Origin of the sequence: Halorubrum rubrum (genome assembly GCF_024494685.1) — an archaeon.
GTDB lineage: Archaea > Halobacteriota > Halobacteria > Halobacteriales > Haloferacaceae > Halorubrum > Halorubrum rubrum.
On sequence record NZ_JANHDM010000001.1, the window covers coordinates 1 to 23084 of the forward strand.

At 68.8% G+C, this 23084-nt stretch carries 20 protein-coding genes and 3 pseudogenes; 17 read left to right on the top strand and 6 right to left on the bottom strand.

The features are described 5' to 3' along the window. From NO889_RS00005 to NO889_RS00020, 4 genes and pseudogenes are all read left to right on the top strand, one after another. Window positions 1–181, top strand: a pseudogene (locus NO889_RS00005) (IS6 family transposase); the annotation flags it as partial. A gap of 143 nt (window positions 182–324) precedes the next feature. After that, a complete protein-coding gene (locus NO889_RS00010) occupies window positions 325–795 on the top strand; it encodes a DUF5807 family protein (protein WP_256410212.1) in 471 nt (156 codons plus the stop codon). Window positions 796–1043: 248 nt separating this feature from the next. After that, window positions 1044–1850, top strand: a pseudogene (locus tag NO889_RS00015) (RNA-guided endonuclease InsQ/TnpB family protein); the annotation flags it as partial. A gap of 508 nt (window positions 1851–2358) precedes the next feature. Further along, window positions 2359–2802 (top strand): annotated as a pseudogene (locus NO889_RS00020) (RNA-guided endonuclease InsQ/TnpB family protein); the annotation flags it as partial. 12 nt (window positions 2803–2814) lie between these two features. Here the strand turns inward: NO889_RS00020 and NO889_RS00025 are convergent. Beyond that, complete coding sequence (locus NO889_RS00025) at window positions 2815–3096, bottom strand: hypothetical protein (protein WP_256410213.1); 282 nt, start codon at window positions 3094–3096, stop codon at window positions 2815–2817. Window positions 3097–3341: 245 nt separating this feature from the next. On the opposite strand from NO889_RS00025, the gene NO889_RS00030 reads away from it, so the two are divergent. Then, a complete protein-coding gene (locus tag NO889_RS00030) occupies window positions 3342–3812 on the top strand; it encodes a DUF6653 family protein (RefSeq protein WP_256410214.1) in 471 nt (156 codons plus the stop codon). Window positions 3813–3839: 27 nt separating this feature from the next. On the opposite strand, the gene tatC is transcribed toward NO889_RS00030, so the two are convergent. Next, complete coding sequence (gene tatC / locus NO889_RS00035; protein WP_256410215.1) at window positions 3840–4907, bottom strand: twin-arginine translocase subunit TatC; 1068 nt, start codon at window positions 4905–4907, stop codon at window positions 3840–3842. Window positions 4908–5023: 116 nt separating this feature from the next. Here tatC and NO889_RS00040 point away from each other — a divergent pair, with 116 nt between their 5' ends. From NO889_RS00040 to NO889_RS00050, 3 genes are all read left to right on the top strand, one after another. Next, window positions 5024–7234, top strand: coding sequence for a twin-arginine translocase subunit TatC (locus NO889_RS00040; protein ID WP_256410216.1), 2211 nt, complete (start codon window positions 5024–5026; stop codon window positions 7232–7234). 73 nt (window positions 7235–7307) lie between these two features. Next, window positions 7308–10262, top strand: coding sequence for an excinuclease ABC subunit UvrA (gene uvrA, locus NO889_RS00045; RefSeq protein WP_256410217.1), 2955 nt, complete (start codon window positions 7308–7310; stop codon window positions 10260–10262). Window positions 10263–10332: 70 nt separating this feature from the next. Next, window positions 10333–10713, top strand: a complete 381-nt coding sequence (locus NO889_RS00050) for a RidA family protein (protein WP_256410218.1) — start codon at window positions 10333–10335, stop codon at window positions 10711–10713. 423 nt (window positions 10714–11136) lie between these two features. Here the strand turns inward: NO889_RS00050 and NO889_RS00055 are convergent, their stop codons facing one another. After that, on the bottom strand, window positions 11137–13182 hold the full coding sequence (locus tag NO889_RS00055) for a MutS-related protein (protein WP_256410219.1): 2046 nt from the start codon (window positions 13180–13182) through the stop codon (window positions 11137–11139). A gap of 163 nt (window positions 13183–13345) precedes the next feature. Here NO889_RS00055 and larE point away from each other — a divergent pair, with 163 nt between their 5' ends. The 7 genes from larE (at window position 13346) to NO889_RS00090 (ending at window position 19063) form a co-directional block, all read left to right on the top strand. Beyond that, entirely contained in the window at window positions 13346–14308 is a 963-nt protein-coding gene (gene larE, locus NO889_RS00060; protein ID WP_256410220.1) for an ATP-dependent sacrificial sulfur transferase LarE, read from the top strand. A 120-nt stretch (window positions 14309–14428) separates the two neighbouring features. After that, complete coding sequence (locus NO889_RS00065; protein WP_256410221.1) at window positions 14429–14632, top strand: hypothetical protein; 204 nt, start codon at window positions 14429–14431, stop codon at window positions 14630–14632. 59 nt (window positions 14633–14691) lie between these two features. Then, complete coding sequence (locus NO889_RS00070) at window positions 14692–14955, top strand: glutaredoxin family protein (RefSeq protein WP_256410619.1); 264 nt, start codon at window positions 14692–14694, stop codon at window positions 14953–14955. Window positions 14956–15059: 104 nt separating this feature from the next. Then, window positions 15060–16283 (top strand): alanyl-tRNA editing protein, encoded by a 1224-nt coding sequence (locus NO889_RS00075; RefSeq protein WP_256410222.1) that lies wholly within the window; start codon window positions 15060–15062, stop codon window positions 16281–16283. After that, complete coding sequence (locus NO889_RS00080; RefSeq protein ID WP_256410223.1) at window positions 16280–17284, top strand: AIR synthase family protein; 1005 nt, start codon at window positions 16280–16282, stop codon at window positions 17282–17284. The genes NO889_RS00075 and NO889_RS00080 overlap by 4 nt, the downstream gene beginning before the upstream one ends. A gap of 67 nt (window positions 17285–17351) precedes the next feature. Then, window positions 17352–18512, top strand: coding sequence for an acyl-CoA dehydrogenase family protein (locus NO889_RS00085; RefSeq protein ID WP_256410224.1), 1161 nt, complete (start codon window positions 17352–17354; stop codon window positions 18510–18512). Then, entirely contained in the window at window positions 18509–19063 is a 555-nt protein-coding gene (locus tag NO889_RS00090; protein ID WP_256410225.1) for an HAD family hydrolase, read from the top strand. The genes NO889_RS00085 and NO889_RS00090 overlap by 4 nt, the downstream gene beginning before the upstream one ends. A 463-nt stretch (window positions 19064–19526) precedes the next feature. Here the strand turns inward: NO889_RS00090 and NO889_RS00095 are convergent, their stop codons facing one another. Further along, the gene (locus NO889_RS00095; protein WP_256410226.1) at window positions 19527–19799 is read right to left on the bottom strand and encodes a DUF5822 domain-containing protein; all 273 of its coding nucleotides are present in this window, start codon (window positions 19797–19799) and stop codon (window positions 19527–19529) included. 167 nt (window positions 19800–19966) lie between these two features. Here NO889_RS00095 and panB point away from each other — a divergent pair, with 167 nt between their 5' ends. Beyond that, window positions 19967–20785, top strand: coding sequence for a 3-methyl-2-oxobutanoate hydroxymethyltransferase (panB, locus tag NO889_RS00100; RefSeq protein ID WP_256410227.1), 819 nt, complete (start codon window positions 19967–19969; stop codon window positions 20783–20785). Window positions 20786–20832: 47 nt separating this feature from the next. Next, window positions 20833–22365 (top strand): ATP-binding response regulator, encoded by a 1533-nt coding sequence (locus NO889_RS00105; protein ID WP_256410228.1) that lies wholly within the window; start codon window positions 20833–20835, stop codon window positions 22363–22365. Window positions 22366–22402: 37 nt separating this feature from the next. Here the strand turns inward: NO889_RS00105 and NO889_RS00110 are convergent, their stop codons facing one another. After that, a complete protein-coding gene (locus tag NO889_RS00110) occupies window positions 22403–22594 on the bottom strand; it encodes a hypothetical protein (RefSeq protein ID WP_256410229.1) in 192 nt (63 codons plus the stop codon). 140 nt (window positions 22595–22734) lie between these two features. Beyond that, window positions 22735–23070 (bottom strand): 50S ribosomal protein P1, encoded by a 336-nt coding sequence (gene rpl12p, locus NO889_RS00115; protein ID WP_256410230.1) that lies wholly within the window; start codon window positions 23068–23070, stop codon window positions 22735–22737. Window positions 23071–23084 lie beyond the last annotated feature (14 nt).

Here is a 23084-nt window from a genome sequence, read left to right on the forward strand (position 1 = left end):
TCTCCGCCGCGAAAACTACAGTTACCGCGTCGAACAACACGGTTTGAGAAATTCTGTCGAACGTGTCTTTAGAGAAGTACAACGACGAACCTCTTCGTTTTCAAACTGTTTCAGCCATGTCGATCCATCGACCGCGGAAACGTGGTTGCAAGCCCACACCGTCTGGTGGAATCATGCTTAAGTTAACACGACGATTCCAGCACGTCGGGGCGGGTTCGGACCGCGAAAGCGGGCGGGACCGCGATATCGACCGGGTCGAGCGCGGCCGCCGGCGTCGCGACCGCGACTCGCGTCCCTTTTACCGTTCACGCGTCTCCGGCCCGCATGGACAAGCTCGAGGCGTTCCTCGCCGGCGACCGGCTCGACGACGTCGTGTTCTACGTGAGCGACGCGTTCCTCGACGACGACTCGCGGCTCCGCGAGGTCGGCACCGAGACCGACGACGGAGTCCGGCTCGTCCTCGACGGCGAGACCGGCCGCTCGGCGTTCCAGGCCGGGACCGGCATGGGAGCGATGGAGTTCGCGAAGGGGGCGATGGCCAACGAGGGAGCGATCGCCCGCTCGCTCGACGGCGGCGAGTGTCCGTTCGCTGGCGACGACGGCGACGAGGGAGCTGACGACGAGGGCGACGGCGACGCCGGCAGCCACGAAGTCCGGTTCGTGTTCGCGTTCGCCGAAGGGGAGAACCCGGAAGTGGGCGGCCTCTACGCCGAGGGCGACGTGATCCACGCGTACGCGCACTGTACCTGCGGGGAGAGCTACTCGCACAAGTGGGTCGTCGGCGACCGGGCGTAGCGCGACCGTCGAACCGTGAGGGACGGCTCCGTATGAATATCATATGAGTTAGCACTCTCCCGCTCTGCTAAACAGCCACGGGTGTGCGCCGTTACGTGTGAACGACAGAATGTCCAGCACGGACGCAGGCTAGTTGGCGTCGTTTATCGGCGGACAAGGCGAATATCCCGAGGCTTGACCTCGGGGATGAAGCTGACAACTCGTGATACAAACCGCTAAATGAACACATCACTAATCAATAGACAGCGATGGAATACAGTCACCGCTACCACGCTTACCCGACACAAGAGGTAGTGGAAGGGCTGGAACACCATCTAAACGTTCATCGCCAACTCTACAACCACGTCCGCTGGGACTACACGAATAGTCCCGAGGACGACAAACCGAGCGAGTACGACCAGAACAACAAACTTCCCGAGTGGAAGCGCAAATGGCCTGTGTTCGCGGAACTGCACTCGAAGGCCGCGCAAGCCACGGTCGCACGTTTCCACCGCAATCTCTCGAACCTTCGCGAGAAGAAAGAGAAGGGATACAACGTTGGTCGGCTCAAACGGCAAGCACCCACCGATTATCGAAGCGTCACGTACAACCAGTCTGGTTTCGATCTCGATGAAAAGAGGGGCCAAGACAGGTTCGCGTACGTCCGCTTCAGCAAAATCGGTTGGGTGAAGATTCGTCACCACCGCCCGATTCCCGATCCCGCCATCATCAAAGAGGTCACGTTCAAAAAGGAGACGACTGGCGAGTGGTTCGTCTCCTTCGGCCTCGAAACCGACGACGCCGATCTCCCCGAGAAACCCGACGTGGAATCGCTGGACGCGAGCAACAGCGTCGGTATCGACCTCGGAATACTCAACCACATCCACACCAGCGACGGCAAAACCGTAGATTGGCTCGACCTCGAAGACGACTACGAGCGACTCGGACGCGAACAGCGTAAGTTATCTCGGAAGGAGAAGGGGTCGAACAACTACGAGAAACAACGAGTCGAAGTTGCCAAACTCAAGCGTCGGATTCGCCGGAAGGTGCTGGACTACCAGCACAAATTGACATCCTCCTCCGCGTAAACGCGGAGGAATCCCGAGCGGTGGGAGTTTCAGGTTTGTAGTCCAATCAGTTGACTACCAGACCTTTCGGGCACGGGTAGTCCCACAGTGTCGGACTGGTGGACTGCTGGCCATGCCAAGTGGCCGTTACCCCTATCCTTCACCGTGTATGGCGTCCCACATGTTGTTTTTGCCACGGGGACGCCGGCAGGCATCAGCGGAGTTGGGGGTATCGTGTCGCGTGCTTTGAGCAGTCGGCAGAGACACACCCTTCGAGGATGTGGCGTTCACCGACTGCCCTTTCAGATACTGCCTCGTTACGCGGGCGGACAGGCCGCCTCCGAAGGACGGTTCGGAATCCGCTCCGTTCCGACCGATTCCTGCCTTCACATAGAGCGGCCTGTCAGTTAAATCTCCGTATGTGAAACTCGGTACAGACGTTCGGCTAGTGGATTGCTTCCCACCATGTCGGCTTCATCACCCGCCTGAAGGCGGGTGTATTCGCCTTGCCGTCTCTATAACGACGTGGCTCGTCCGCGAGTACGACGCCGTATTCGTTGAAGACCTAAACGTGAAGGGGATGCTTGAACAGTCGCACAACACTCGAAACAAGCAGGATGCGGCGTAGCGACAGTTCATCACCCTGCTCGAATACAAAGCAGAATTGTACGGCAGTCACGTCGTGCAGGTCGAAGCCCGAGGCACGACCAAAGAATGCGCGTCGTGCGGTGTGGAGGCAGCGAAACCCATCTGGGTCAGGGAACACTCCTGTCCGTCGTGTGGATTTGAGACGGACAGGGACGCGAATGCGGCGATGAACGTCTTGCAGAGAGGCTTTGCTGAATTAGGGCTGGGATGGCCCGAAGACACGCCCGTGGAGACTGTGACCGCTACGGACACGACTCACTTCGAGTCCGTGTCTGCAAGTCATGTCGTGGAAACGGGAAGCCTCGGGGCTTGACCCCGAGGCGATTCACGCCAGTGCGATCCCGGCACCGACGGCGATACTCGTCAGCGCGAGGCCCCCGAGCGCCACGGTTGTCCAGTCATGGTGTCCGTCGAGGTCGTAGTCAGAGTCGAACCCACTGAGACCGGTCAAAATACCTAGGCCGACAGCGACCGCGGAGAGGCCGCCAGCGAGCGCTAACATTGTCCAGATTTCGAGTCCGTTCTGTGCGATTTCTCGTATAGCCGTCCCGGCGAGAAAGACGCCAGTTACTATCGGGGCTGCGGCTGTCGCCTTGTTGGAGGGCATCGGATGGATTTCCGACGCGATTCTAAAAACTGTGGCGATGCCCCTCTCTGGATAGCGGTCAATACACAGCTCTCATCGACCGGCTGTTTCAGGTGAGAATATATCTGAAGAATAGGATTTCAACAGAGCCCACTCTCCGGGAACCAGCCATTTCAGCTAGAATACATCTGAAAAATAAGGCATAAACGAAATCCGAGAGATCGAGTCGGGGAAATCGCTATGCTCTCGGCGGCCCGAGACGCCGCATGGATCCCCTCGAGTCGATCCCCGAGACCGTCTGGAGGCGACACGCGAACCCGAAGAGCGGCTGGAGCCGACTCCTCGTCACGCCGGTGCTGCTGTACGCGGCGTATCGGCGAAGCGGGAAGCTCGCGGCGTTGGCGCTCGCGTTCACGGTCGTGAACCCCGTCCTGTTCTCGCCACCCGAGGACGACGAGGCGTGGATGACCCGCGCCGTGCTCGCCGAGCGCTGGTGGATCGATGAGCGAGGAGAGCCGGTCCTCGCGGGGTCCTTTCCCGCCGTTCTCAACCTGCTCAACCTCCCCGTCTTCGCGTACGCGCTGCTGGCCGCGTACCGGAAGCGCCCGCGGCGGGCGGCGGTCGCGGGGCTCGCGTCGATCCTGTTGAAGCTGGGGTTCGTCGCCGAGCTCGTCGAGCGGTACGACGCGGCGAACGCGGGAAGTGCGGCGAGCGCGGCGGTAACGGACGCCGAGTGAGATCGGGAAGATCGACGACAGCGGGGGTCAGTTCCCGGTCCAGCGCAGGATCGCCAGCGTTCCCTCGAAGAGGGCGATCATGGTGAGCGTGACGATGATCGGAGCCATCCCGGTCGGGTCGGGGCTGAACAGGAACGCGATCCCGAGGAACGAGCCCCAGAAGATGAGGCGTTTGTCCTCCAGCCACAGGCGCGTGACGAGGTTCATCATGATCGCGAGCATGATGAAAAGCGGGATCTGGAAGACGATCGCCATGAACGCGAGCATGATCACGATCAGGTTGAACGTCTCCGCGAGCCCGAAGGCGATCGTCGCGGCGTCGGAGGTGTAGGTGGTGAAATACGAGAAGATCGCGGGCAACACGAGAAAGTGCGCGAACGCGATCCCGATCCCCCCGAGGATCAGGCTCGTGGGGACCGCAGCGAGGTAGTACCGGCGTTCGTTCTCGTAGAGGCCGGGCTTCATGAACCGATACGTCTGGTAGACGAACGCCGGGAGGCCGACCACGACGCCCGCGAGCCCGGCGACCTTCAGCCGCGTCAGGGGGAGTTCGAGCGGCCCGTACAGCCGCGGGCGGTTCTCGAGCGGCGCGGGGATGTGGTATCCCCAGAAGTAGTTGATGAGCTCCGTCGACTCCGTCACCGCGACGAGCGTCGCGAGGCCGCCGAAGAGGAACACGACCGCGAGCCGCCGCATCATCTCCTCGATGTGCTCCGCGAGCGGCATCTCCTCGTCGGTCTCTGGACCCTGGATCCCGCCCACGTCCTCGACGTCCCCGGCGGTCGCGGGCGTGCCGCCGTCGCCAGCGGCGTCGCCGGCGGAGTCCTCGGCGTCGGGGTCCTCGTCGGAGTCCTCGGCGTCGCTCTCGTCGCCGTCGTCAGGATCGTCGGCGTCGCCGGAGTCGTCCCTGTCGCTGGGGTCCTCGGAGTCGCCGGAGTCGTCGTGCTCCCCGTCCTCGTCGTTCTCGCCGTCGCCCGATCCGGGATTCCCCCCGAGGGCCTCGTCGTCGAGGGCGGTCGACTTCCTCGATTCGACCGACGGCGACAGGTCTTCGGCGTCCGACGGCTCGTCGCTCGCCCGGTCGTCGTCGTCCATTCACCTTAGGTACGCCACCGGGTGATTATAGGCCTTTTCGGATGGCGTCGACCGCGCGGGAGGGGGCGCGGGCGCGGTCGAAAAGGTTGATAACGACGACGGTCCTCTCCCGCCGTATGGCGAGTGCCCTCGACGAGGACACCCAACAGTCGCTCGCGGCCGGCCGCGAGTCGGCTCGGGCGTTCCTTCGGTCGATCCAGAAGGACCTCCAGAAGGTGTTCGTCGTCTTCCTCATCGGCTTCATCGGCACGTTCTGGGCGCTACGCGTACACGTCTGGGACTACCTCTTCGCGATGACGCGACAGAACATGTCCGCCGACGTCGCCGCCGAGGCCGACGTCATCGCGACCACCCCCTTCGAGGTCATCCTCCTCCAGGCGAAGATCGGGCTGGTCGTCGGCGCGATCGTCTGTCTGCCCGCGCTGATCTACTTCACCCGCGACGAGCTCCGCGAGCGCGGGGCGTGGCCGCAGTCGCCGATCTCCCGCTGGAAGCTCGCGGCGATCGGGCTGCTCGGCGCGGGTCTGTTCGCCGTCGGCGTCGCCTACGGCGTCTACGCCTTCTTCCCGATCATGTTCTCCTTCCTGGCGGGGTTCGGGCTCGAGGCCGGCATCGAGCCGACCTACGGCATCGTGATGTGGACGGAGTTCATCGTCTTCCTCTCTCTGTCCTTCGGACTCGCCGGCCAGATGCCGCTCGCCATCACCGGGCTCTCGTACGCCGAGATCGTCCAGTACGAGACGTTCCGTGACAAGTGGCGGCACGCGGTCGTCGCCATCTTCGTCTTCGGCGCGGTGTTCTCGCCGCCGGACCCGTTCACCCAGCTGATGTGGGCGTTCCCGCTCGTCGCGCTGTACGGCTTCAGCCTCTACCTCGCGAAGCTGGTCGTCACCGCCAAGCGCAGCTCCGACCGGATCCGCGTGCTCGGGGCGGTCCGGAACCACTGGAACGTCGTCGGCGGGGCGGGCGTCCTCGGCGGCGGCCTCGTGTACGCCTTCTACGAGTACGGCGGCCGGACCGGCGTCAACGGCCTCCTCCGGTCGCTCGACAGCGACTGGCGATTCCTCGCGCCGGGCGAGGGACTCGGCCTCGACCCCGTGACCGCCGCCGCGCTCTACGCCGGCGTCTGGGCGCTCGCGTTCGCGGCCGTCGCGACGCTGTGGGCGGTGTACACCGACCTCGACACCACGAGCGCGGGCTATCAGTACGGCGACCCGGCCGCCATCGACCTCGACGAGCTCGACGCCGCGGGGATCCGCGCCGCCCCCGAGGACCCGTTCCTCGAGATGTCCGAGGAGGAGTCGCTCGCGCGGGCGCAGGCCGCGATCGACGACGGCGACCACGAGAAGGCACAGGCGATCCTCGACCGCTTCGACGAGGCGGCGGACGTCGGCGGCGACGGGAGCGGTGACGGCGGAAGCGCGAACGCGACGGGTGGAGCGGACGCGGGCGGGGGCGGCGGCCTCGCCGCGTCGGTCGGCGACCGCACCTCCCGCGCGTCCTCGACGTTCCTCTCCGAGCTCACCGGCGACGACGAGGCCGAGGACGACATCGGCGGCTACTACACCGACCTCAAGTTCATCTTCGACTCGGTGCGCTCGAAGTCGTTCATCCTCCTCGTGGTGTTCGGCGGCGTGATGGGCGCGGCGTTCACCTGGCTCTACATCGGCGGGCTCGCGGCGGTGCGGGCGGACCTCCAGCGACGGGTTCCGGTGGAGGTGGGCGGCGGGATCAACATCATCACGCTCCACCCGGTCGAGGCACTGATCTTCATGGTGAAGTTCTCGCTGCTGCTCGGCGGGATCGCGGTCTTCCCCGTCCTGCTGTACTCCGCGTGGCCGGCGCTTCGCGACCGCGGGTTCGTCGCCGGGCGGATCCGGCAGGTGTACCTCTGGACCGGCGCGCTCTTCTCCGGGCTGATCGGCGGCTTCGCGCTCGGCTACGCCTACATCGCGCCGCGGATCATCGGCTGGCTCGTCACCGACGCCGCCAACGCGAACATGATCATCACCTACCAGGTGAGCGACTTCATGTGGCTCGTGATCTTCACCACCATCGGGATCGGGTTCCTCGCGGACATCCCGGTCGCGATGGTGCTCCTGAACAACGCCGGCGTTCCCTACGACGCCTTCCGCGGGCGCTGGCGGGAGGTCACCGTCGGCATCATGCTGTTCGCGGCGGTGTTCACCCCCGCCGACGTGATCACGATGTTCCTCGTGACGATCCCGCTCATGATCGCGTACGGGGTCGGACTCGGCGTGCTGTACCTCGTCACGCTCGGTGGCCGACGGGACCTCTCACCGCCGGCCGAGATCGTCGGGCGGTAGCGCGTCGGCGGGAGACCAGCCGATCGCCGAAACCGACGGGTATTCCCGCGCGCGGGCGCAACACGCGGGCAGAATGAGCAAGGACTACATCGAGGTCCGCGGCGCGGAGGAGCACAACCTCAAGGACCTCGACGTCCGGATCCCGCGCGAGGAGTTCACGGTCGTCACCGGCCTCTCGGGGTCGGGCAAGTCGTCGCTCGCGTTCGACACGATCTACGCCGAGGGCCAGCGCCGGTACATCGAGTCGCTGTCGGCGTACGCCCGCAACTTCCTCGGTCAGATGGACAAACCGCAGGTGGAGTCCGTCGAGGGGCTCTCGCCGGCGATCTCCATCGACCAGAAGAACGCCGCCAACAACCCGCGGTCGACGGTCGGCACCGTCACCGAACTCCACGACTACCTCCGGCTTCTGTACGCCCGGATCGGCGTCCAACACGACCCGGTCACCGGCGAGGAGGTGGGCGAACAGTCCGCACAGGACATGGTGAACCAGATCCTCGAGCTGCCGGAGGGGACCCGCGCGAAGATCGCCGCGCCGATCGTGCGCGACCAGAAGGGCGCGTTCGAGGACCTCTTCGAAGAGCTCGTGTCCGACGGCTACGCCCGCGTCGAGGTCGACGGCGAACCGCTCGATCTGACGCTCGACGACCCCGATCTCGACCAGAACTACGACCACACGATCGACGTGATCGTCGATCGGGTGAACGTGTCGCCGGACGCCCGCTCGCGGATCACGGACTCCGTGGAGACCGCCCTCGAGGAGGCCGGCGGCGCGCTCAAGCTGATCGTCCCCGACCCGCCCTCGAACACCCCGTTCGCCTCGAACGCCCGGTCGACCGGGTCGCTGGCGGCGGACGCGGAGGGCGACGACCGGCTCGTCGTCGAGTTCTCCGAGGAGCTCGGCAACCCCAACTCCGACTTCCAGTTCTCCGCGATCGAGACGCGCTCGTTCTCGTTCAACAGCCCGTACGGCGCGTGTCCCGAGTGCGAGGGGATCGGCTCGACGAAGGAGGTCGACGAGGACCTCGTGGTCGTCGACCCCTCGAAGCCGCTGAAGCACGTCTTCGAGCCGTGGAGCTACAACCGGACGTACTACTCCAGGCAGATCGACAACGTCGCCGAGCACTTCGGCGTCGACCTCGACACCCCCTTCGAGGAGCTGGACGAGTCGGTCCGGCGGCAGTTCCTCCACGGCACCGACGACGTCGTCCACTTCGAGTGGACCACGAAGAACGGCACCAGAGAGAAGACCGAGCGCTTCGAGGGCGTCATCCCGAACCTGGAGCGCCGCCACGTCGAGACCGACTCCGAGCGCGCTCGCGACCACATCGAGGAGTACATGGCCGTGACGACCTGCCCGGAGTGTGAGGGAACGCGGCTGAAAGAGCAGTCGCGGCACGTCCTCGTCGACGGCACGCCGATCACGGCGGTGAACCGGCTGTCGATCGCCGAGGCGCGCGAGCACTTCGAGGGGATGGAGGAAGAACTCGGCGAGCGCGACACGAAAATCGCGACGGAGATCTTAAAGGAGATCCGCGCCCGGCTCGGCTTCATGGAGGAGGTCGGCTTGGAGTACATCACGCTCGACCGGGAGGCGTCGACGCTGTCCGGCGGCGAGAGCCAGCGGATCCGGCTCGCGACGCAGGTCGGCTCCGGGCTCGTCGGGGTGTTGTACGTGCTCGATGAACCCTCCATCGGGCTCCACCAGCGCGACAACGACCGGCTGTTGAACACCCTCGAGGGGCTTCGCGACCTGGGCAACACCCTCCTCGTCGTCGAACACGACGAGGAGACGATGCGGCGGGCCGACGAGATCGTCGACATGGGTCCGGGTCCGGGAAAGCGCGGCGGCGAGGTTGTCACACAGGGGGACTTCGACGACGTCGTCGCGGCCGACGACTCCGTCACCGCGGACTACCTCGCGGGCCGGAAGTCGATCCCGGTGCCCGACGAGCGACGCGAGCCGGAGGGCGAACTGGTCGTGCGGGGGGCGCGCCAGCACAACCTGAAGGACCTCGACGTGCCGATCGAGCTCGGCACCCTGACGACCGTCACGGGCGTCTCCGGCTCCGGGAAGTCGACCCTCGTCAACGACGTCCTCTACAAGGGGCTCGCCCGCGAGATGAACGACAACACCTCGGTCGACCCCGGCGAGCACGACGCGATCGAGGGGATCGAGGGGATCGAGACGGTGCGGCTCATCGACCAGTCGCCGATCGGCCGGACGCCCCGGTCGAACCCCGCCACGTACACCGACGTGTTCGACCACGTCCGCGAGCTGTTCGCGGAGACCAAGCTCGCGAAGCGCCGCGGCTACGAGAAGGGCCGCTTCTCGTTCAACGTGAAGGGCGGCCGCTGTGAGGCGTGTGGCGGACAGGGCACCGTGAAGATCGAGATGAACTTCCTCTCGGACGTCCACGTCCCCTGCGAACAGTGCGGCGGGGCGCGCTACAACGACGAGACGCTCGAGGTGACGTACAAGGGGGCGACCATCGCCGACGTGCTGGAGATGAGCGTCGCGGAGGCGTACGACTTCTTCGAGAGCCACTCCGGGCTCCAGCGCCGCCTGAAGCTGCTGAAGGACGTTGGACTCGGCTACATGGACCTGGGACAGCCCTCCACCACCCTCTCGGGTGGCGAGGCCCAACGCGTGAAGCTCGCCGAGGAGCTCGGCAAGAAGGCCACGGGCGACACCCTCTACCTGCTCGACGAGCCGACGACCGGGCTCCACAAGGAGGACGAACGGAAGCTGATCGAGGTGCTCCACCGGCTCGTCGACGCCGGCAACACGGTCGTCGTCATCGAACACGAGCTGGACCTCGTGAAGAACGCCGACCGCGTGATCGACCTCGGCCCCGAGGGCGGCGAGGGCGGGGGCGAACTCGTCGCGCGCGGGACGCCCGAAGCGGTCGCCCGCGAGGACGACTCCCACACCGGGCGGTACCTGCGCGACCTCCTCCCCGACGTCGACGTCGAGGGGCCCCGGAGCGATCGCCGGAAGCCCGCGAAGGCCGCTGACGACGACTGAGACGGGGATGCGTCCGGATCCTCCCCGACGACCCCCACTTTGATATGCCGCTGTGTCGTCGCTCGGAACGATGAAGGAGATCACCAGCGACGACGTCCCGGACGCGCTCGGCCCGTACTCGCAGGCCATCGTCTCGGACGGCACCGTCCACGTCTCGGGGAAGACCGGCGAGGACCCCGCGACCGGGGAGGCCCCGGAGTCGGTCGGCGAACAGACGACCCAGACGCTCGCGAACGTCGAGCGGATCCTGGAGGCGGCCGGCACGGACGCGGACGCGATCGTCCGCGCCACCGTCTACCTCACCGACATGGACGACTACGACGAGGTGAACGAGGCGTACCGGTCGTACCTCTCCGAGCCGTACCCCGCCCGGACCTGCGTCGAGGTGTCGCGGCTCCCGGCGCCGCTCGACGTCGAGATCACGGTCGACGCGGAGATCGACGGCGATTGACGGGGCGATTCCCGACAGCGCGGCTCCATTGGATCCCGTTTTTCGGACGTGATACGGAGTGGAACGACTAGTCGATGAGGAGTGTGTTTCCAACGAAAAGAACATTCGTCCGTCTACGGTAGGTATGCGTATGGACGCTCTACGAGGTCTGTACCGACGGCTAGATGACCGAGTCCGTGGCCTATCCCGTGTTTCCTACGCTCTTCTCGTCGGTCTCGTCTCCGCTGTGGGTGTATTTGCCGTTAGACTCCTACTGCCGGGTGATGGAAGTTTTGGGCCAGTAGTGATGGGGATCACGATGACTGTCGTCTACTACGCCGTTGACCCGAACTGACGTGACCCTCTTCCGTACCGACTGCCGGGTGGCTCGACACGTCGAGGAGGGAGGATTCTAAGGAAGCTGATGGCTCGGAGTTCCCGCCCTCAGAACTTCTCCAACAGGTCCCCGTAGAACTCGCCGCCGCGGTCCTCGGCCAGTTTCTCGACGATGAGCTCCGGCGTCGACCGCGCGAGGTGACCCTCCCGCGGCGACCGGTTCACCCGGAGCTCGCCGTCGACGAGCCCGACCGCCTCGATGCCGTCGACGGCCACGTCGTAGTCGGCGGCCTCGCGGATCTCGCGGGCGAGATGGGAGACGAAGACGGCGGTGGCCTCCTGATCGTCGAGCGCCTCGAGGATGCCCGCGATGATCTTCGCGGACGCGCCCGGCTCCGTGATCGACTCCAGCTCGTCGACCAACACGAGCCGGCCGTCCGCGCCCTCGACGAGGTCGCCGAAGTCGCGAAGCGTCGCCTCGAACGCGCCCGCGTCGAGGGTGCCCTGTGATTTCGCGTAGTAGTGGACCTCCTCGAAGCGGTCGAGTTCCGCCGCCTCGGCCGGAACGGGCATGCCCATCTGCGCGAGGACGACCACGAGCGCGACCAGATCGAGCGTCGACGTCTTCCCGCCGGAGTTCACCCCGGAGAGCAGCCGCACCCCGTCGACCGCGTAGTCGACCGGCTCGATCGCCTCGAAGTCCACGTCCAAGAGCGGCGAGCGGCCGCCCTCGAGCCGGAAGCCGCCGGGGCCACCGTGCTCGCTCTCGTCGTCCTCGCCGTCCCCTCCCTCGCCTTCCGGTCGCTCTCCGCCGCCGTCCGGATCGCGGACCTCGGGCATGACGCAGTCGAAGTCGCGGGCGAAGCGGGCGATCGCGAGCGCCACGTCGAGCTCGAGCGCGTCCCGAACCAGCTCCTCGACCGGACCGCGGAGATCGCCCAGATCCGCCGCGAGGTCGGCTTTCAGCCGGGCCGCTCGCCGGTCCCGGCCGGCGGACAGCTCGGTCCGCAGCCGCGAGACGGCGGACTCGTCGCGCTCGACCGGAAACGAGGGGTCGTCGTCGAAGACCCGCTCCGCGAGGTCGGCCTCCTCGGGCGCCAACTCGAGCGCGTCGACGAGGTGGTCGCGGGCGCGCGCCATCGCGGTGTCGTACTCGTCGGCGAGCTCGCGGTCGAGGAGCGAGTCGACGCGCGCGCCCTGCTCGACGAGCGAGAGGAAGTCGGTGCCCTCGATGGTGACGTCGCGCTCGCGGATCGCCTCGCGGAGGTGGTCGTCCGCGACCGACTCCGCCGTCGAGACCGCCGCGTCGAGGTCGTCGACGGCGGCGGTCAGCCGCTCGAGCTCCGCGTCGCCGACGATCGTCGCGTCGTCGTCGAGCCGCGAGAGGGCGTCCCGGAGCGCGTCGAGGTTCGCCGCCGCGTCGAGGTCGCCCGCCTCGTGGACCGCCGCGGCCGCCTCCAGCCGATCGCGGTTCGCGGCGAAGAACGCGAGCAGGCGTTCGGGGACGGTCGCCGCGGGCGTCTCGAGCGCGTCCGGCCGCACGTGGACGTCGCCCTCGACGTCCATTCCGGCGAACGCCTCGTCGAGGACGACCACGGTCGCGTACGACCGCGCGAGCTCCGCGATATCTCGCGTGTCCTCCACCGTCTCGACGGAGAGTTCGGGGACGCGGGCCTCGGCGCGGGCGTACACCTCGGCGTCGGCGGTCGCCAGACAGCGGTCGCGAACCCTGACGGTCGGCGGGTCGGCGAGCGGCTCGACGCCGGAGAGCGCCTCCAGAACCGCCGGGTCGGGGTCGCGTTCGGTCGCCGCGGCCGCGAACGCCTGCGCCTCCGCGATCCGGGAGGCCGACGCGCTCGGGTAGAAGGTCTCCAGTCGCTTCTCGGCGTAGTCGGTCACGGTTCGATCCTTCAGCAGGCCGAGCGCGTCGCGGTACACCTCCCGCGCCCGGTCGGTCGCCAGCACGCGGCTCGCGTCGTCGTGGCGGCGGCGGATCGCGCCGCGGGCGACGCGGGCCGCCCGCGCCTCGTTCACGCCCGGCGCACGGGCGATCGCGGCCACGTCGCCGGACTCGACGGTCGCCGCGGGGTCCTCCAGCTCGCGGAGCGCCCGCGCCGTCTTCTCGCCCACGCCGGGGATCGCCTCCAGCTCCATTCACGTCTCATATCGCGGCAACCCGCAAAAGGGTGCGGGTGTCGGCGGGGTTCGACGGGGGAGCGACGCGGTGACGGCGAGGAGCGACGGGGTGGCGGCAGGGATCGACGAGACGACGATCCGACGCCGACGCCCTTTTTCCCGACGACGACGAACCGCGCGCATGGATCAGGACGCTCCCGCGGTCGGGACGGACGACCCCATCGCGGCGGGAACGGACCGGCTGGACCCCGAAACGGCGGGGAAGGCGCGATCCGCTCGAGAGGCGCTCGGCGCCCGCGACGGGGTGCTCGTCGCCTTCTCCGGCGGCGTCGACTCCTCGGTGGTGGCGGCGCTCGCTCACGACGCGCTCGGCGAGGACGCCGTCGCGTGTACGGCCCGCAGCGAGACGCTGCCGGCGGCCGAACTCGACGACGCGAAACGGGTCGCGGGGGAGATCGGGATCCGCCACGACACGGTGACCTTCTCCGAGCTCGACGACCCAAACTTCGTCGCCAACGACGGCGACCGGTGTTACCACTGCCGCACGATGCGGCTCGGCCGGATGTACGACCGCGCCCGCGAGCTCGGGATCGGGACGGTGTGTGACGGGACGAACGCCGACGACCCCGGCGAGGGCCACCGGCCCGGCCTGCGCGCGGTCGAGGAGCTCGACGTCTCTTCGCCGCTTCTCGACGCCGGGATCGCGAAGGAGGAGGTCCGGGCCATCGCCGAGGCGTACGGTCTCTCGGTCGCGGACAAGCCGTCGATGGCGTGTCTCTCCTCGCGGATCCCGACCGGACTCGAGGTGACGGAGGCGCGGCTCTCGCGGGTCGAGCGGGCGGAGAACCGGCTTCGCGAGTGGGGCTTTTCGGGGTTCCGCGTGCGCGATCACGACGGGCTCGCGCGGGTGGAGATCGCCCCGGACGAGCTGGAGCGCGCGCTCGATCCCGCCTTCGCCGACGCGGTCCACGAGCACCTCACCGAGATCGGCTTCGAGTACGTCACCCTCGACATGGCGGGGTACCGGACCGGCAGCGTGAGCCCCGGCGGAGGCGATACGAACGGCGCGAGCGACGACGCCGCCGAACCCGACGAGTCGGCCGACGCCGACGGAGTCGATCTCGACCGGCGGTACCCTCGCTGACGCCGCGGGCGGGGGCCGCCCACAGCGTCGAACTCCGTCCCGACACGTCAGCCAGGTCACGTTATCAGCCGGGAGAATCCGGCGCGAACGCTTATAACTCGCATCGGCCGATCCGACTGTATGGGCGAAGCCAACACGCTCGCGGTGCTCGCGGGCGGAGTCGGCGGCTCCGTCGGCGCGTTCGTCGGCGTCGCGATCGGCGGGGACCCGATGCGGATCACGCTGATCACGCTGGTCGTCGGGCTCGTCGTCGGGAGCGCGGTCGTCGCCAGCGCGGTCATCGCCGGCGACGTCGAGTTCCTCGTGAACGCCGACGGCGAGTGACGAGTTCCGGACCGGAGCCGACCGAAACGCACTGGTTCCTCGAGGCGCTCCGTTCGGTCGTGAGCGACGTGGACCCGGTCCCGGTCACGATCTATACGCGCGAGGGCTGCTCGCTGTGTGTCGTCGCCCGCGAAACGGTCGAGCGGGTCGCGGCCGACCTGGCGGTGGAGGTGCGCCTCGAACTCGTCGACGTCGACGAGGATCCGGAACTCGCCGAGGAGTACGGCGACCGCGTCCCGTACGTGTTCGTCGACGGCAACCCGACGTTCAAGTACGAGATCGACGAGCGGGAGCTCCGGTTGAAGCTGCTCGCGGCGTCGTGAGCGGTGAGCGAGCGACGAGTGAGACACGTCGGGCGTGCCGATAGCGGCTGGATCGACGAGAGCGACCGACCACCTATTTACCCGACCGCGACGACGACCCGTCCATGACGGCATCACGCGCGCCGGCGGAGCCGGCGGTTCGCGAGTTCGAGTCGACGGTCGAACGCCTCGACGGCCGCGAGGTCGTGCTGGCGGAGACGTACTTCTATCCCGAATCGGGCGGTCAGCCGGCCGACCGCGGCACCGTCGCGGGCGTCCTCGTCGACGACGTGACCGAGCGCGACGGCGAGGTCGTCCACGTCCTCGCGGAGGACCCTTCCGCCGGAAGTGAGAGAGAAGTGGAGTCGGGCGAGGTCGTGACGGGCGTCGTCGACGACGACTTCCGGACGTACTGTATGCGCGCACACACCGCCTCGCACGTCCTCTACGGTGCGGCCCGCCGGACCTGTGAGGACCTCGGGTACGCCGGATTCGACATCTCGCCGGAGAAGGTTCGCGTCGACCTGACGACCGCAGAGCCGCTCGGCGACGACGACCTCGTCGAGCTCGAGCGGCTCGCGAACCGGGCGGTGTGGGACTCTCGGCCGGTCTCGTGGGAGGTGCTTCCCGAGGCGGAGGCGCGCGACCGCGACGGGATCGCGTTCAACACCAAGACGGAGGAGGGCGCGATGAGCGGCGGCGAGTCGGTCCGCGTCGTCACCGTCGAGGACTGGGACGTGGCCGCCTGCGGGGGCACCCACGTCGAGAACACCGCCGAGATCGGCCAGATCACGGCGCTCGACCGGTCGAACCCCGGCGAGGGCGTGACCCGCGTCGAGTTCGCGGTCGGGCCGACCGCGATCGATCGCGGGGCCGCGATCCACTCCGCCGCGCTGGAGGCGGCCGCCGCCGCCGACACCAACGTCGAGGACCTTCCGGAGGAGGTCCGGCGGCTCCGCGGGGAACTCGACCGGCTCGATTCGGCACTCCGCGATACACGATCCGACCTCCTCCGCGCCCGACTCGGCGAGTTCCCGACGACCGAGGCCGACGGGGTCGCGTGGGCGGTCGGGACCGTCGCGGACGCCGATCCGAACGACCTCCGGGAGCCCGCGGAGGCTCTGCTCGAGTCGACCGATTCGATCGACGCGCTCGCGGCGGTCGGGACGGGAGGCTCGCCGTTCGTCGTCGTCGCGGCCGCGCCCGATTCCGACGCGGACGCCGGCGCGGTCGTCGGGGCGGTCACGGACGAGTTCGGCGGCGGCGGGGGCGGCGGGCCGACGTTCGCGCAGGGCGGCGGACTCGACGCCGACCCCGACGATGTCGTCGGGTGGCTCCGGAGTCGATGACCGGAAAGGTCCCGCCGGACGCCCTCGAGGACCTGCTCGCGGCCACGGGCGCGGCGGACCCGGCGGTCTCGGTCGGGCCCGCCTACGGCGAGGACGCGGCCGCGATCGATCTCGGCGACCGGACGCTCGTCGTCGCGACCGACCCGCTGTCGCTGGCGACCGACGCGGTCGGGCGGCTCGCGGTCCACGTCGCCTGTAACGACGTCGCCGCGAGCGGCGCGGACCCGCGGTGGCTGACGAACACCGTCCTCGTCCCCGACGCCGATCCCGACCGCCTGGAGGCGATCGCGAGCCAGGTCGACGCGGCGGCGACCGACGTCGGGGCCGCGGTCGTCGGCGGCCACACCGAGACGGTGCCCGCGCTGGAGCGCCCGCTGCTCTCGATGACGGCGCTCGGGACGACCGACCGCTTCCTCTCCACCGGGGGCGCGTCGCCCGGCGACCGACTGCTGCTCACGAAGGGCGCGGGGATCGAGGCGACCGCGATCCTCGCGACCGACTTCCGCGAGGCGTGTGCGGACGCGGGCGTCCCCGCGGGGACGCTCGAGTCGGCCGCGCGGTTCCTCGAGGAGGTGAGCGTCGTCCCCGACGCCGCCGCAGTCCGGGAGTTCGCGACCGCGGCGCACGACCCGACGGAGGGCGGCGTCGCGGGCGCGCTCGTCGAACTCGCGACGGCCGGCGGGACGGTCCTCGAGGTCGACCGCGATCGGGTACCGATCCGCCCGGAGACGCGCACCTGCTGTGACGCGCTCGGAGTCGACCCGCTCCGCGCGTTCGGCTCGGGCGCGCTGCTCGCGGCGATTCCACCCGGACGGGTCGACGGGGCGCTCGACGCGCTCGCGGCCGCCGGGGACGACCACGAGGGGATCGACGCCGCCGAGATCGGGACGGTCCGCGAGCCGGGAACGGAGCCCGACGGTGAGTCGGCCGGCACCCTCCTCCTCGACGGGGAGGCGATCCGCGAGCCGCCGCGCGACGAGCTGTACCGGCTCTGGGAGTGACTCGGTCGCGCCCACGGAACGCCCGTTTCCCCGCGCACTTTTGCCCGGCGGCGTCGAACGTCGGGCCATGACCGGCGCGCGCGTCGGCTCGGCGCTCACCGACGAACAGCGGGCGGTCCGCGACCTCGTTCGCGAGTTCGCGGCCGACGAGGTCCGGCCCACCGCTCGGGAGGCGGACGAGACGGGGGCGTTCCCCGAGGACGTGTGGGACGGGCTCGCGGAACTCGGGCTCGCCGGGCTCACCGTCCCCGAAGAGTACGGCGGGTTCGACGCCGACGAGACGACGTACGCCGTCGTCAACGAGGAGCTGGCACACGGGTCGCTCGCGGTCGCGACCGCCCTCTCCGTCCACTGTCTCGTGACCGCCTGCCTCGCCGAGTTCGCCACGGAACCCCAGCGGGAGCGGTGGCTCCCCGCGATGGCCGAGGGGCGGCCCGTCGGGGCGTTCTGTCTCTCGGAGCCGCACGCGGGGTCGAACCCGGCGGCGATGGCGACGACCGCCGAGCACGACCCGGAGGCGGACGAGTACGTCCTGAACGGCGAGAAACAGTGGATCACGAACGGTTCGCGGGCGGGCGTCGCGGTCGTCTTCGCGAAGGTGGACCCCGACGACCCCGACTCGATCACCCAGTTCCTCGTCCCGACGGACGCCGAGGGGTTCGCGGTCGGCCCGAAAGAGGAGAAGCTCGGCCTGCGCGCCTCCGACACGACGCCGATCACCTTCGACGGCTGTCGGGTGCCGGCGGCGAACCGGCTGACTCCGGAGGGACGGGGGCTCGCGGCCGCGCTGGAGGTCCTGACCGGCGGGCGGATCGGCATCGCGGCGCAGGCCGTGGGGGTCGCGCGGGCCGCCCTCGAGGCGGCACGCGAGTACGCCACGGAGCGGGAGGGGTTCGGTGACCGGCTCTCGGAGGTCCAGTCCGTCCGCCACAAGGTTGCGGAGATGTCGACAGACGTCGCCGCCGCGCGGCTGCTCGTCCGGGAGGCGGCGAGGAAGGCGGAGGCGGGCGAGGACGCCCGCGTCGATGCCGCGCGGGCGAAGTACCGGGCGAGCGAGGTCGCGATGTCGACCACGAACGAGGCGGTCCAGATCCACGGCGGCTACGGCTACACCCGCGAGTACGACGTCGAACGGTTCTACCGCGACGCGAAGGTCACGGAGATCTACGAGGGGACGACGGAGATCCAAAAGGAAGTCATCGCTCGGGGCGTCTTCGACACACGATGACGACCGCCCTCGACGCGGCCGACGCGATCGTGTACGACCTCGACGGCACCCTCCTCGAACTCGCGGTCGACTGGGACGCCGTCGCCGACGACGTCGTCGGCGCGTACGCCGCCAACGCGCTGGTTCCCCCGACGGGCGACCTCTGGTCGCTGCTCGACGCCGCCGCCGACTACGGGATCGAGGCCGTCGTCCACGGGACGATCGCCGACCACGAGCGGACCGGGGCGCGCGAGTCGGCCCTGCTGCCGCTCGGCGAGCGGCTCGCCGCCGGAGCCGACGACCACCCCGCGGCGGTCTGCTCGCTCAACTGCGAGGACGCCTGCCGGATCGCCCTCGAGACCCACGGTCTGGAGGGGGCAGTCGACGCCGTGGTCGGCCGCGACACCGCCGAGACGCACAAGCCCGAGCCGGAGTCGCTGCTCGCGGCGATCGAGGCGCTCGGCGTCGAGCCGGAGCGCGCCGCCTTCGTCGGCGACTCCGAGAGCGACGCGGTGACGGCCGACCGCGCCGGCGTCCCGTTCGTCTCCGTCGTCGACGCGCTCGGCGAGTAGTCACGCTGGATCGATCAATGTAGGTGAAGAAGCGAGAGATTCGCGGTGCGGTGGCGTGCCGGTGAGCGCCCGGAGGGCGCGAACCCGACCGCGAGGGACGCCGCGAGCGCTGAAAGCGCGAGCGGCGAGGCTGGGGAGGCGTGAGGTGCGGGGCGGTAGCGGTCGGGCGGGGCTCAAAGGGGCAGTCGTGAGGACGAAGCTCGACGACGTAAGCACTGGAAGGAACGAACGGAGTGAGTGACTGAAGCGCGCAACGAGTCGCGCGAGTCCTCGCGGCTGGGGCTTTGGAGATTTTCATCATCCCAATAACGATCCCGTTCTCATCACCCCGATCTCTACTGAAACACTCGTACTACAAGCATGAGCGATCTGACGGCTGTTTCACGCGAGATGTCTACAAAACGATCGGCTCTCGACGAACCCCGAGGATAGAGTGGGCCGCAGAACTGACCCGATCCTCCCGTCACTCCTCGTCGCTGTCGCCGTCCGGATCGGAGTACCCGTCGCCGGCCTCGGTGCGTCTCGCGTACACCGCGACCGTGACCGCCGTGAGGAACCAGATCGGCGCGCCGACGCGGACCGCGAACGCGGCGCGGGCCCCCCACGACTCCAGCGTGACGAAAAGGGAGAGTACGGCGACGACCGGGGCCCCGACGAGGATCGTGACGACGAACGTCGTCTGCATCACCCAGCCGTAGTCGACGCCCTCGACTTCGACCTCCTCGACGGGTTGCACGGGTGAGCTACCGGAGCGGACGGACATATCGGTGGCGGTCGACGCCGCTCCGGCGGAGCGCTCCCGCGGAGCGGTCGACGCCGCCCTCGCTGGACGCCTCCACGGGGCGGCCGCCGTCCCCCTCGGATCCCGGCGGTTTTAATCCGACGGGGAACGACCGCCGATCGATGACCACGACGCGGGGACTCCGGGACCGCGAGGAGCCGATCACGATGCTCACCGCCTACGACGCACAGACCGCGGCGGTCGTCGACGAGGCGGGGATCGACGTCGTCCTCGTCGGCGACAGCATGGGCAACACCGCCCTCGGCTACGACTCGACGCTCCCGGTGACGATGGCGGACGTGCGCTCCCGGACCGCCGCCGTCGCGCGCGCGGTCGAGGACGCGCTCGTCGTCGCCGACATGCCGTTCCTCTCGTTCGGACTCGAGGAGGCGGAGTCGGTCCGCAACGCCGGGGGGCTCCTCAAGGAGGCCGACGCCGACGCGGTGAAGATCGAGAGCGGGCCGCACACCGTCGAGACCACGCGGCGGATGACGGAGGTGGGCATCCCGGTGATGGCGCACCTCGGGCTCACGCCCCAACACGTCAACCGGCTCGGCGGGTACATCCGGCAGGGAACCGACGAGGAGGCCGCGGCGGAGATCCTCGACCTCGCCCGCGCCCACGAGGAGGCGGGCGCGTTCGCGTTGGTGTTGGAACACGTCCCGTCCAACCTCGCGGCCGCGGTGACGGAGGCGCTCGAGACGCCGACGATCGGGATCGGCGCGGGCCCGGACTGCGACGGGCAGGTCCTCGTGATCGACGACGTGATCGGACTCGGCGAGTGGTCCCCGCCCTTCTCCCGGCAGTTCGGCGACGTCCGCGGCGAGATGGAGCGAGCCATCGGAGAGTACAGGGAGGCCGTCGAGAGCGGCGAGTTCCCGGCCGACGAACACGCGCACGTCGAGGAGGAGCTCGAGGACGTGTACCGCTCGGACGAGTAGCCCCGTCCCGGCAAAGGTATTTTACCTGACTGGTCGTTCGAGAGGGCATGGACGTCCTCTGTGTCGACGGCGACCCGGACTCCCTCGGGCGGGCGATGGCGTCCGTAAAACGGGAGCTCCCCGACGCGACGCCGCGGTCGGCACGGACGGTCGAGGGGGCAGTCGATCTGCTCGCAACCGGACGGATCGACTGCGTCGTCAGCGCGCACGACCTCCCCGACGGAACCGGGATCGAGCTGCTGGAATCCGTTCGAGAGTCACACGGCCCGCTCCCGTTCGTCCTCGCCCCGAGGGCGGGAGCCGACGGCGAGGCGGTCGCGGCGGAGGCGGTCGCGGCGGGGGTTTCGAGGTACGTGCCGTCGGGGGTCGAGGACGGAGACCGGGACGCGCGGATCGCCGCGTGCGTTCGCGAAGCGATCGAGGGAAGCGTCGAGACGCTCGCCTCCGAACACGCCCGCCAGCTCGAGGCACTCCACGAGGCGAGCGTCGGACTCATCGCCGCGACCACCCGCGAGCGCGTCGCGGAGGTGGCCGTCACGGCCGCGAGCGACATCCATGGGCTGGAGGCGAGCACCGTGTACCTCCACGACCCAGACGCGAACGTGGTCGAGCCGGTAGCGTCGACGCCGGCCGCGTTGAACCTCGCGGGCGGGCCGCCGACGTACGGTCCCGGCGAGAGCATCGTCTGGCGCGTCTTCGAGCGCGGGGAGGCGGAGGCGGTCGAGGACGTGCCCTCCGACCCCGACGCGCACAACCCGGAGACGCCGATCCGGAGCCAGCTCACCCTCCCGCTCGACGAGTACGGCGTCCTCGTGTCCGGCTCGCACGATCCGGGGACGTTCGACGAGCGCGACGTGACGCTCGGCCGGATCCTGGCCGGAAACGCCGTCGCCGCGCTCGAGCAGGTCGACCGCGGGCGGGCGCTCGAGGAGCGGAACGAGCGGCTCGACGAGTTCGTCGGCGTCGTCAGTCACGACCTCCGGAACCCGCTCGCGGTCGCGACCGGGAGACTTGATCTCGCCCGTGCGGACCTCGCCGACGCCGGGGTCGAGAGCGAGCACTTGGAGCGCGTCGAGTACGCGCTCGACCGGATCGAGGCGCTGATCGACGACCTGCTCCGGCTGGCGAGGGAGGACGACGCCGACGTCGACCTCGAGCCGCTCCGGCTGTCGGCACTGATCGATCACTGCCGCGGGACCGTCGACACCGACGGCGCGACCCTCCGGACGGCGACCGACGGCACCCTCCGCGGGGACCGCGGGCGCGTCCGGCAGTGTTTCGAGAACCTGATCCGAAACTCGATCGAGCACGGCGCCGACGAGGTGACCGTCGTCGCGGGCGTCCTCGCGGACGGAACGGGCATCTACCTCGAGGACGACGGGCCGGGGATCCCGCCGGAGAAGCGCGAACGGATCTTCGACGCCGGCTACTCGACGCAGCGCGACGGGACCGGATTCGGACTGCGAATCGTCCAGCGGATCGTCGAGTCGCACGGCTGGGGAATCGCGGTCGCGGAAAGCGAGCCCGGCGGCGCGCGCTTCGAGATCACGGGAGTCGAGTTCGTCGCGGACGCCGAGTGAGACCGGCTCCGCTCTCGGGTCCGGAAACCGACGCCGGTCATCGGCCGAGGTGCGTGATGTCCCGACGCAGCGAGTACCCCCTGGGGACGCCGACGGCGTCGAGACACTCCGCACACAGCACCCGCTCGTAGTCCCGGTTCGTCTCCTTCTCGAGGAGCGACACCGCCTCGAGCGGAAAGACCGACCCGCACCGATCGCACTCCGCTTTGTCGCCGTCGACGATCTTCATTCGACGATCGGTTCCCCGAGCCGATATAAAAGCTCGTGGGCGAGGTTATCACTCGGCGAAACGAGGTGGTCGAAAAAACGCGGTACTGCGGGGCGGTCTCGCCCCGTTGATCGACGCGGTGAAGCGGTGTGGGGGCGGACTCAGCCGAAGAGTTCGCCGAGACCCTCGCCGCCGTCACCCTCGTCCTCGTCCTCGTCCTCGTCCTCGTCGTCGGCCTCCTCGGCCTCGGCCTCGTCGCCGTCGTCGGCCTCCTCGGCCTCGTCGGCGGAGCCGCCGGAGGCGGCGCCCGCGGCGGGGGCCGCGGCGGCCGTCTCGATGGCCTCCTCGATGTCGACGTCCTCCAGCGCGGCGACGAGCGCCTTGACGCGGGACTCCTCGACGTCGACGCCGGCGGCTTCCAGCACGCCGGTGATGTTGTCCTCGTTGATCTCTTCGTCGGTCTCGTTCAGGATGAGCGCAGCGTAAACGTATTCCATTGGTGTAACCTCGT

What these genes read in the sequence shown, in the direction of transcription:
- tatC (WP_256410215.1), bottom strand. Translation starts at nt 4,907, where the DNA reads ATGGACGACGACGACCGGGCGAGCGACGAGCCGTCGGACGCCGAAGAC.
- NO889_RS00030 (WP_256410214.1), top strand. Translation starts at nt 3,342, where the DNA reads ATGGATCCCCTCGAGTCGATCCCCGAGACCGTCTGGAGGCGACACGCG.
- NO889_RS00105 (WP_256410228.1), top strand. Translation starts at nt 20,833, where the DNA reads ATGGACGTCCTCTGTGTCGACGGCGACCCGGACTCCCTCGGGCGGGCG.
- NO889_RS00040 (WP_256410216.1), top strand. Translation starts at nt 5,024, where the DNA reads ATGGCGAGTGCCCTCGACGAGGACACCCAACAGTCGCTCGCGGCCGGC.
- panB (WP_256410227.1), top strand. Translation starts at nt 19,967, where the DNA reads ATGACCACGACGCGGGGACTCCGGGACCGCGAGGAGCCGATCACGATG.
- NO889_RS00110 (WP_256410229.1), bottom strand. Translation starts at nt 22,594, where the DNA reads ATGAAGATCGTCGACGGCGACAAAGCGGAGTGCGATCGGTGCGGGTCG.
- NO889_RS00085 (WP_256410224.1), top strand. Translation starts at nt 17,352, where the DNA reads ATGACCGGCGCGCGCGTCGGCTCGGCGCTCACCGACGAACAGCGGGCG.
- NO889_RS00065 (WP_256410221.1), top strand. Translation starts at nt 14,429, where the DNA reads ATGGGCGAAGCCAACACGCTCGCGGTGCTCGCGGGCGGAGTCGGCGGC.
- NO889_RS00080 (WP_256410223.1), top strand. Translation starts at nt 16,280, where the DNA reads ATGACCGGAAAGGTCCCGCCGGACGCCCTCGAGGACCTGCTCGCGGCC.
- NO889_RS00025 (WP_256410213.1), bottom strand. Translation starts at nt 3,096, where the DNA reads ATGCCCTCCAACAAGGCGACAGCCGCAGCCCCGATAGTAACTGGCGTC.
- rpl12p (WP_256410230.1), bottom strand. Translation starts at nt 23,070, where the DNA reads ATGGAATACGTTTACGCTGCGCTCATCCTGAACGAGACCGACGAAGAG.
- NO889_RS00075 (WP_256410222.1), top strand. Translation starts at nt 15,060, where the DNA reads ATGACGGCATCACGCGCGCCGGCGGAGCCGGCGGTTCGCGAGTTCGAG.
- NO889_RS00010 (WP_256410212.1), top strand. Translation starts at nt 325, where the DNA reads ATGGACAAGCTCGAGGCGTTCCTCGCCGGCGACCGGCTCGACGACGTC.
- larE (WP_256410220.1), top strand. Translation starts at nt 13,346, where the DNA reads ATGGATCAGGACGCTCCCGCGGTCGGGACGGACGACCCCATCGCGGCG.
- NO889_RS00055 (WP_256410219.1), bottom strand. Translation starts at nt 13,182, where the DNA reads ATGGAGCTGGAGGCGATCCCCGGCGTGGGCGAGAAGACGGCGCGGGCG.
- NO889_RS00090 (WP_256410225.1), top strand. Translation starts at nt 18,509, where the DNA reads ATGACGACCGCCCTCGACGCGGCCGACGCGATCGTGTACGACCTCGAC.
- NO889_RS00050 (WP_256410218.1), top strand. Translation starts at nt 10,333, where the DNA reads ATGAAGGAGATCACCAGCGACGACGTCCCGGACGCGCTCGGCCCGTAC.
- uvrA (WP_256410217.1), top strand. Translation starts at nt 7,308, where the DNA reads ATGAGCAAGGACTACATCGAGGTCCGCGGCGCGGAGGAGCACAACCTC.